Below are 8,990 nucleotides of genomic sequence, written 5' to 3' on the forward strand. Positions count from 1 at the left end.
TATACCTTGTTGCTATGCCGTCTAATTTTCGTTCAAAGATCAACAGCCTCTAGTTTTAAGATAGCTTTATCATAAATTTATCATCTTGCAATCAGGTGATAACCCTAAAGCTGCATTTACTTAATATAAATAGCATCGTTAAGATGACACAGATTTAGGTGTTAACCTAGAAGATAAAACCGCAATTTTGGTTATTAGCAGCAGAAACTCCGCTTAACGGACTGTGACTCTGGTATTATCCTAATCAGTAGTTTACTGAAACGCTGAGGTTGTGTATGACCATAGAGCTGTTTTTCGCGGTTCTGTTTTTTGCCTTTTCTACCACCATCACCCCAGGGCCCAACAATGTGATGATCATGTCATCTGGTGTTAACTATGGCATCAGACAGAGTATACCGCATTGGTTGGGGATCTGCCTGGGCTTTCCGCTGATGGTATTGCTGGTAGGTCTGGGCTTTGGCGTCGTGTTTGACCGTTTTCCGCATTTACATCAGCTGATTAAAATTATCGGCACTGTGTATTTACTCTGGTTAGCCTGGCGTATTGCCAGTGCCCGGCCTGAAAGTATCGCTACCGGTAAAAGCAAGCCTTTTAGTTTTTGGCAGGCTGCGTTATTTCAGTGGGTTAATGCCAAGGCCTGGGTCATGGCTTCCGGTGCTGTGGCGGCTTTTACCTCAGTGACTGGTGTCTATTGGTATCAGGTGCTGCTAATCACCCTGGCGTTTTTGTTGGTGGCCTTTCCCTGCGTTGGTCTGTGGCTGGTGTGTGGCAGTGCGCTGCGCCGGGTATTAACAGTGCCCTTGCTACACCGTATTTTTAATATCAGTATGGGGTTGCTGTTACTGTTATCGGTGGTACCGGTATTGCTGGAGATCTGGCGCTACTACTTCACAAGCAGTGCTTGAGGCTGCTAAGGTAGAGTGGATGAATGGCAGCGAAGAAAAAATACGTTTAGAGCATGAAGCCGCCCGAATTTTTATGCGCTTGTACGAGCAGCGTTTCGGGGTGAAAATGCGTCATATCTGGCATAATGAGCCGGCAAGACCTGACGTGTCTTGCTACTTCGCTGAGCAAAAGCTAGATCTGGAAATTGCGCATTTGTATGGCAGTGAAGTAGAAGCCATGCATATTCTTGGCCGCGATTTGTCAGTAGAAACCCACCGTGAATTACTCGCTTTACTGCGCACACCTGCGGAACATCGTTTATTAACAGCGCTGAATCGCATTATCAGCAATAAAGCAGACAAATATTATGACAGCAGCCAGGTTTGGCTGGTAATCCGCAATGCCAATCCGTTGTGGAGCCGACGTGAAATGCTTGAACACTGTGACAAATTGCATATGCCCAAGCGTCATCCGTTCAGCCAAATTTGGGTAGTGGGGGATATGAGTGGGCAGTCCGGTATTTTGCCGTTATACCCGCTTAAGCTATTACAGCAGGAGCAGCAACAATGCTAACCGGCTATCGATGGCTGGCGGCTAAACTCAAGCCGTTGCAACGGTTATTACAATGGCTGGCTCTGCTACTTTTTGCTCTGTTTATCTATCTGTTGTTGTTTGCCCCCGCCGGGCGCTCACAGTTGTGGCAATTTCCTGTACTTAGTGCACTGATTAGTTGCTTGTGTTTATTGCTGATCACGCTGTGTTTTGCTACGGATCCACTTAGTATTCGTCCGTCCGGCCTTTGGCCTGGTATTAAATACCGCTTGCATATACTGGGGCTTAAGCTGCTGGCGGTAGTGGTGAGCCTGGTGTCTTTGGTGGCAATTTATCTTGGGTTACGTGCTGTGCTCAGTATAATAGCCAACAGTTTTTTTTGACGCCTCTGTTTAACCTGACTAAAAGGTCACTCAATAGCTATGGCGATTAAGCTTCAATGGGATATTTTTTGTGCGGTCGTTGATAATTTCGGCGATATTGGCATTTGCTGGCGCTTAAGTCGGCAACTAGTAGCCGAGCATGGACAGCAGGTAAGGTTATGGGTAGATGATTTAGCCAGCTTTAAACAACTGTGCCACGAGCTTGATAGTTCAGCGAGCTCGCAGCAACTGGCTGGCGTGCAAATTTGCCACTGGCAGCCTAACACCGATTGGCAACAGTTTGAGGTGGCACAGGTGGTGGTGGAAGCGCTGGCTTGTACTATCCCTTTGCCATACCAACAGCAGATGGCAAAAAGCAGACAGCCGCTTATTTGGCTTAATCTTGAATATTTATCAGCAGAGCCCTGGATTGAGGGCTGTCATACTCTGGCATCTCCTCAACCCCATTTGCCCTTGACCAAGTATTTCTTTTTCCCGGGCTTTACTAAGGCCAGTGGCGGCTTGTTATTTGAACCGGCCTGGCTGTTACAATTACAGTCCTGGCAGCAGGATCACAGCCAACATCCGGCATTTTGGCAGCAACTGGGTATTGCTGATGCGGCTAATTTTGCCTGTAAAGTGTCACTGTTTGCCTACTCGCATTGCTATCTAGCGCAGTTGCTCCAGTATTGGCAGCAGGGCGAGCAGCGTACCTTGTGTCTGGTGCCGCCAGGAGAGCTGGCAACGCAGTTGCAAGCAAGCTATCCCGAACTAGTCCATTCCAGCCGGCTGGCGTTGGGGCAACTCACGCTAGTGTTGATGCCTTTTATTGCGCAACCAGACTATGACAAGTTATTGCACCTGTGCGACATTAATTTTGTGCGGGGGGAAGATTCGATTATCAGAGCACAATGGGCAAAACGGCCTTTTATCTGGCAAATTTATCGCCAGGCCGAGCAGGCTCACCTGCTAAAACTTAATGCATTTAGCCTTTTATACTGCCAACAATTAAATGCGCTGAGCGCAGCAGCAGTGCAGCAGCTGTTTACTGCCTGGAATACCGAGCAACCACTGTTGGCTGCCTGGCAAAATTTTTCTGAAAATCTTTATGCTATTCAGCAGCATAATATTGGTTGGTCTGCCCATTTACAGTCACATGGAGATCTTGCAAGCAACCTCGTGCGTTTTGCTGAAAAAAAATTTATAATGCTTCGCAATTTTTCCTAACAAGAAGATATTTCTAAAATGATGAAGACAGCCCAAGAAGTCCGCGCTGGCCAGGTTATCATGGTTGGTAGCGAAGCAATGGTAGTGTTAAAAGCCGAGTTCAACAAATCAGGCCGTAACGCTGCAGTAGTAAAAATGAAAATGAAAAACCTGCTGAACGGCCAGGGCATGGAAACGGTATACCGTGCTGATGACAAGTTTGAGCAAGTATTACTTGATACTAAAGAAGTGACCTACTCGTATTTCTCTGATCCTATGTATGTGTTTATGGACGAAGAATACAATCAGTATGAAATTGAAGCTGAAAACATGACCGAAGCGCTGAAGTATCTGGCTGATGGCATGGCATGTTCAGTGGTGTTTTATAACGAGCGGGCCATTTCTGTTGATTTACCGACGATAGTCGTGCGTGAAGTGGTGTACACTGAGCCTGCCGCTAAAGGCGATACCACTGGCAAGGTGATGAAGCCTGCTAAACTGGATACCGGTTTTGAATTAATGGTACCGGCTTTTGTTGATATTGGCGATAAAATCGAAATTGACACCCGTACTGACGAATACCGTAGCCGTGCTAAGTAATTAGCAAGCTTATGAAAAAGGCGCATTCAGCGCCTTTTTTCTTTAGATGACATTGTAAATAAAATCAGGATAACACTTTGACTAATAATGATTTACTGCGCCGTTTGCGCTATGCCTTTGATTATAACAACAGTGGTCTGGCCAATATTTTTGCCCTGGGTGGCGCTGCGGTAAGCCGTGAGCAAATTATCAGTTGGTTGGAAAAAGAGCAGGAAGCAGGATTTGCCGAGCTGGATGATCCACTGTTCGCCCGCTTTTTAAACGGCCTTATTGTGCACAAACGTGGCGCCAAAGAGGGGCCGCAGCCTGAGCCAGAGCAGCGCCTTAACAACAATATTATTTTGCGCAAGCTGAAGATCGCTTTGGATCTGAAAGATGATGATATTATGGCCGTGATGCAACTTGCCGACATTCCGTTAAGTAAGCATGAACTCAGTGCCTTTTTCCGCCGCGCTGATCATAAGCATTATCGTGCTTGCCAAACGCAAATGTTGCGTAATTTTATTAAAGGTATTCAACTTAAATATCGTCAGCAGGAAGGCTGATTAGTCTTAAGCCGCCTGTATCAGCAAATCCGACAAGGTTAATTGATTTTTTCCTTTCTTCATTTGGCTTAACAACAAGAGGGCACAACCATAGGCATCTTCCAGCGCATGATGGAGTTGCCCTTGCGGTAAATGATGGCGTTTTAAGCACTGCGGCAAGCGTAATGCATCCGTGGTCATTACCGTCCCTTGTTGTTGTAGCTTTTTTAACTCTATATTGAGCGTATCAATAAACTTAAATTTTGGTGCCCGGCCAAAATGCCGCTGACAAGCCACCTGTAAAAACCGCTGATCTAGCTGGCTGTGATGGGCAACAAAAATATAGCCGGCATAGTGACTTAACAGCTCTTCCAGTACCTGGGGCAGGTCAATAGCATTTTTCAGGTGTTTATCATGTACGCCATGAAAAACCGCACTCTGGCCAACACTGCCAGGGGTGTGCACCAGATAATGTTTGGCCTGGCTTAACACAATTTCTCCCTGCGCTATGGGGACCCAACCAATACTCACTATGTGGTTATCCTTGGCATTAAGTCCGGTCATCTCTAAATCAATGGCTAAAAACCGACACTCTTTTACCGGCGTACTGGTTGCTGGCAGAGGGGTAGTATTAAACTGGTTTATCAGTTGATGTATCGGAGGCGCTTTACTGCGCAGCCAGTTTAACATGGCTAAATATCCCGGCAAAAGCGCAGTTTAAGAGATGACTGAGCGGCATTAATTACCGCAAAACAATCTTTTAACTGGTGGCGTTGTAAGCCGGAGAGCACGGCGGGATCTAACAGGTTGCTGACATCATGGCCCTGTATCAGATCATGCTGGTGTTTATCCCAGCGTAACTGTGCCAGTACATCAAAGGCATCAGACAAGTTCTGCGTATCACGGTTATCCATAATATGGCTGGCCGCCAGTTGAACCAAGCGTTGCCGGGTATTGACTTCACTGATGCCGGCAGACAGTGCATAGACTCTGACAATGTCAGTGATAAGGCTGATACCACGTTTTTTTAAATCCAGGCCTTTTTTATGTTTTCCATCATGCTCCAGAATAAAATTTTTCAAAAAGCTCAAGGGGGCAGTGCGTTGCAGCGTATTTTGCGCCAGTAAGCGCAAAAATAACGGTTGGTTAGTTCGCGCCAGAATATCTTGCTGCAGGGCATTAAATAAGCCTTTGCTGCCATCAATTAAGCGCAAATCGAAAAAGATACTGCTTTTAAGCAGTGCATCTGGTGTGGGGGTGGAGATCCATTTGGCAAATTGCCCTGACCAACCTTTTAAACTTAATCTTAGCGCGCTGTTACTGGCCATAATATTGCCCGGGCAAAGCATAATGCCGCAGCGAGCCAATCCCTGGCAGACAAAATCGCCCAGAGCGGCAAAGTAATCAGCAACAGCGCCGACCGGTTCTTTTTCCAGCAGCAGCGCATTATCCTGATCGGCATTCACGCTTTGATCCATCCGCCCCTGAGAGCCAAATGCCAGCCAGCTAAAAATGCAGGGCGGCTCGCCCAGTTCCAGCTGTGCCAGTTTAATCAGGCGTTGGGTCAGTGCATCAGTAATAGTGGTAATAATATGCCCCGCCTCATGCGCTGCACTTGCTGCTTACCCAGTGTCAGTGCCAGGCTGTTAATTTGCATGCTACATTGCTCAAGGCCATCAACCGTGCTCTGACGGTGTATTTCGCCAATCAGATAGACCGGGTGATCCTGCTGGGCCCGAATAATGTCGGTGGCAGTGATCATGCTGTAGCTAAGACCTTGCTCTGTGACCGGTAAATGATGAATATTATGCCGGCTCATCAGTTGCACGGCTTCAAACAGGTAGGCGTGCTTATCTATGGTATGTGGATTAGCTGTCATTACTGTGGCGACAGGGCTACTGGCGAGGAGGTTTTCGGCCAATACCCGGCTGCGTAAGTCACGATCCGTTAAAATACCAATTAGTTTTTGCTGTTGCTCAACCAGCAATGAAGACACGCGTTTATCAGTCATCAGCCTGGCCGCTTGCTGTACACTGTGCTCTGCGGTTATTGACACCCGACGGGCCTGCACTATGTCTGACACTTTAAGAGTAAAACGGGAGTGTTGCTGTTGCGCTTTGTACTGATGCAGGCGGCGGCTAAACAACCGTTGAAAAAAGATATCTAAATTTTTGTATTGATAACGTAATTGATGAAAGTGCTCAGCAGGTAGCCAGTACACCAGACCATCTTCTTCACAAACTAATTGATCGTTATCATTCAGTCCGGTAAGCAGCAGTTGATATCCGTAAAAGTCACCTTCTTCCAATTTGGTTAGAAGCTGCTGCTGATCACTAAATAAAGCATAGATGCCCGTTCTGACAATCAACAAACGTTCCTTTGAGATATCAATGGCTTCACCTTCCTTGCAATAATATACGCTAAATTGCACAGCGGTTTGCGCCAATTGCGTAGAGCTCAGCTCATCAAAAGGGGTGGTGTGTGATAAGAACTTAATGACTTCACTGACTTCCATAGGTCACCCTTAGTCTTGCTGTACTTTTACCTGGCACAGCAACCTTAATAATGCATCATCAGACGCCAGTTTATGCCAACCACTACTTAAGGGCTCTCCTGGCGAAGGAATAACGAGTTCCTCGGTAAAATCTGCTCTGGCGCCCGCCTCGCAATGGACGACTTGTGACAAACGTCTGGCGCTCATCCGTCTTTCAAAAAAGTATAAATCAACCAAAATTAATGATGAATAACGCTGATTTACACTGGCATTTTTTATGTCAGCAGCTATGAACCGCATGGTTTGTGGATACAGGTAGCTCCAAGGACGCCAACCAGAGCTTTCTTTTGCGGTGCGAACCACTTCAACACCAGCAGGTAATAAACTGCGCTGGTGGCTAAACCAGGTATATTCTGAATGAATTTGAAACCCCAGCATGCCAGCACCTGCAAAAACCGGGATGATCCAATTAGGCAGCTTTTTTAGTGTTATCGCGCGTAACAGTAAAGCAATACCCGCGGCACCAAGCCCTGCAGAAATCGTCGCAATTAATTCCCAAAACATAATGTGATCCTAAAAATTCGGGCTTTCAGATGAAAGCCCGAGTCTACTTCAGTTGATTCATTTTACCAAAGGTAACGAGTGTAGCCGTTGATTAGTGATCAATAGCTACGCCTGCACCTTTAGGGTAACGAACGCTTTCTACCAATTCTTGGATTGCTTTTGGTGGTGGTGCTGTTACCGCAGACACCGCGAAGGCAACGATAAAGTTAACCATTGCGCCAATTGCCCCGAACGACAGTGGCGAAATACCAAACAACCAAGCATCTGGTGTATTTGGCAGCATATTGGTGCCAGGGATAAATAACCAGCCTAAGTAAGTGAAGATGTACAACAAGGTCACTACCAGGCCTGATAACATACCGGCAATAGCACCGTAGCTGTTAACACGCTTAGAGAAGATGCCCATCATCAAGGCTGGGAACAGCGTTGCCGCAGCTATACCAAAGGCCAGAGCAACCACTTGCGCGGCAAACCCGGGCGGATTTAACCCCAGATAGGTTGCCAACAAAATGGCACCAGCCATGGAGATACGGGCAGCTAACATTTCTCCTTTTTCACTGATTTGCGGGTTTATAATATTTTTAATCAAGTCATGACTTATCGCTGACGAGATGGCCAATAATAGCCCCGCTGCAGTTGATAAGGCGGCTGCAATACCACCGGCAGCAATTAAGCCTATAACCCAACCTGGTAAATTTGCAATTTCAGGATTTGCTAATACCAGAATGTCATTATTAACGGTTAATTCATTACCAGCCCAGCCACGCTCTGTTGCTGTAGCAGCAAATGCAGGCGTATCATTGTACATTTGAATACGGCCGTCATTGTTTTTGTCATCCCAACGAATTAAGCCTGTTTTTTCCCAGCTTTTAATCCAGTCTGGACGTTCTGCATGCTCAAGTGCTGCAGCTGTCGGGCCATCAGGATAAATGGTGGTTAACAGGTTTAAACGCGCCATTGAAGCCACTGCTGGTGCAGTTAAATATAACAAAGCAATGAACACCAGTGTCCAGCCAGCAGACCAGCGGGCATCAGCGACTTTAGGTACGGTGAAGAAACGAATGATAACGTGTGGCAGACCGGCAGTACCGATCATTAATGACAGCGTGAACAGCACCATGTTTAACTTATTCGATACATCTGCTGTGTAATCCTGGAAGCCCAGTTCGCGCACCACTTCATTAAGCTTAACCAACAGTGGTAAACCCGAGTCGTTGTGAGTACTAAACATACCAAACATCGGAATAGGGTTATTAGTTAGTTGTAATGAAATAAAGACTGCAGGAATGGTATAAGCAATGATTAGTACCACATACTGCGCAACCTGAGTGTAAGTAATGCCTTTCATGCCACCAAAAACAGCATAAACAAACACAACCGCCGCGGCTATCCAGATACCCGTTGAAGAACTTACTTCAAGGAAACGCGAGAACGCGACACCTGCGCCTGTCATTTGACCGATAACATAGGTGACTGACATGATAATCAAACAAGCTACTGCGGTAATGCGCGCACCTTTGCTGTAAAAACGGTCACCGATAAAATCCGGAACAGTGAATTTACCAAATTTGCGCAAGTAAGGTGCAAGTAGCATAGCAAGTAATACATAACCGCCTGTCCATCCCATCAGGAAAGAGGAGTTAGCGTATCCGCCAGCTGCGAGTAAACCCGCCATAGAAATGAATGATGCTGCTGACATCCAGTCAGCTGCGGTAGCCATGCCGTTAGTAATGGGGTTAACACCACCACCGGCAACATAAAACTCTTTTGTTGAGCCTGCTCGAGCCCAGATAGCGATACCAA

11 protein-coding genes are annotated in these 8,990 nt (G+C 46.5%); 6 read left to right on the top strand and 5 right to left on the bottom strand.

Annotation, left to right across the window (positions count from 1 at the left end; genetic code table 11):
• Positions 1–275: 275 nt before the first annotated feature.
• The 6 genes from V7D78_RS06660 (at position 276) to V7D78_RS06685 (ending at position 4,150) form a co-directional block, all read left to right on the top strand.
• On the top strand, positions 276–905 hold the full coding sequence (locus V7D78_RS06660; RefSeq protein WP_333607660.1) for a LysE family translocator: 630 nt from the start codon (positions 276–278) through the stop codon (positions 903–905).
• Between the two features lie 19 nt (positions 906–924).
• Positions 925–1,458, top strand: coding sequence for a hypothetical protein (locus V7D78_RS06665; RefSeq protein ID WP_333607661.1), 534 nt, complete (start codon positions 925–927; stop codon positions 1,456–1,458).
• Positions 1,452–1,820 carry a hypothetical protein gene (locus V7D78_RS06670; protein ID WP_333607662.1) on the top strand — a complete coding sequence of 123 codons (369 nt, stop codon included), beginning with the start codon at positions 1,452–1,454 and terminating at the stop codon, positions 1,818–1,820. Before V7D78_RS06665 ends, V7D78_RS06670 begins: the two co-directional genes overlap by 7 nt.
• 39 nt (positions 1,821–1,859) lie before the next feature.
• Complete coding sequence (gene earP / locus V7D78_RS06675; protein WP_333607663.1) at positions 1,860–3,026, top strand: elongation factor P maturation arginine rhamnosyltransferase EarP; 1,167 nt, start codon at positions 1,860–1,862, stop codon at positions 3,024–3,026.
• A gap of 18 nt (positions 3,027–3,044) precedes the next feature.
• Positions 3,045–3,605, top strand: coding sequence for an elongation factor P (efp, locus tag V7D78_RS06680; protein ID WP_442886510.1), 561 nt, complete (start codon positions 3,045–3,047; stop codon positions 3,603–3,605).
• 77 nt (positions 3,606–3,682) lie between these two features.
• A complete protein-coding gene (locus V7D78_RS06685) occupies positions 3,683–4,150 on the top strand; it encodes a DUF1456 family protein (RefSeq protein ID WP_333607664.1) in 468 nt (155 codons plus the stop codon).
• Between the two features lie 6 nt (positions 4,151–4,156).
• Here the strand turns inward: V7D78_RS06685 and V7D78_RS06690 are convergent, their stop codons facing one another.
• The 5 genes from V7D78_RS06690 to V7D78_RS06710 form a co-directional block, all read right to left on the bottom strand.
• Positions 4,157–4,819 carry an exonuclease domain-containing protein gene (locus tag V7D78_RS06690; RefSeq protein ID WP_333607665.1) on the bottom strand — a complete coding sequence of 221 codons (663 nt, stop codon included), beginning with the start codon at positions 4,817–4,819 and terminating at the stop codon, positions 4,157–4,159.
• Between the two features lie 2 nt (positions 4,820–4,821).
• The gene (locus tag V7D78_RS06695) at positions 4,822–5,721 is read right to left on the bottom strand and encodes a putative nucleotidyltransferase substrate binding domain-containing protein (protein WP_333607701.1); all 900 of its coding nucleotides are present in this window, start codon (positions 5,719–5,721) and stop codon (positions 4,822–4,824) included.
• Entirely contained in the window at positions 5,694–6,644 is a 951-nt protein-coding gene (locus V7D78_RS06700; RefSeq protein WP_333607666.1) for a CBS domain-containing protein, read from the bottom strand. Before V7D78_RS06700 ends, V7D78_RS06695 begins: the two co-directional genes overlap by 28 nt.
• A 9-nt stretch (positions 6,645–6,653) precedes the next feature.
• Positions 6,654–7,187, bottom strand: a complete 534-nt coding sequence (locus V7D78_RS06705) for a hypothetical protein (protein ID WP_333607667.1) — start codon at positions 7,185–7,187, stop codon at positions 6,654–6,656.
• A gap of 91 nt (positions 7,188–7,278) precedes the next feature.
• Positions 7,279–8,990, bottom strand: a 1,712-nt coding sequence (locus tag V7D78_RS06710; RefSeq protein ID WP_333607668.1) for a sodium:solute symporter family protein, incomplete at its 5' end; no start/stop codon positions are given.

The sequence above is a fragment of the Arsukibacterium sp. genome, from assembly GCF_036735525.1.
GTDB lineage: Bacteria > Pseudomonadota > Gammaproteobacteria > Enterobacterales > Alteromonadaceae > Alishewanella.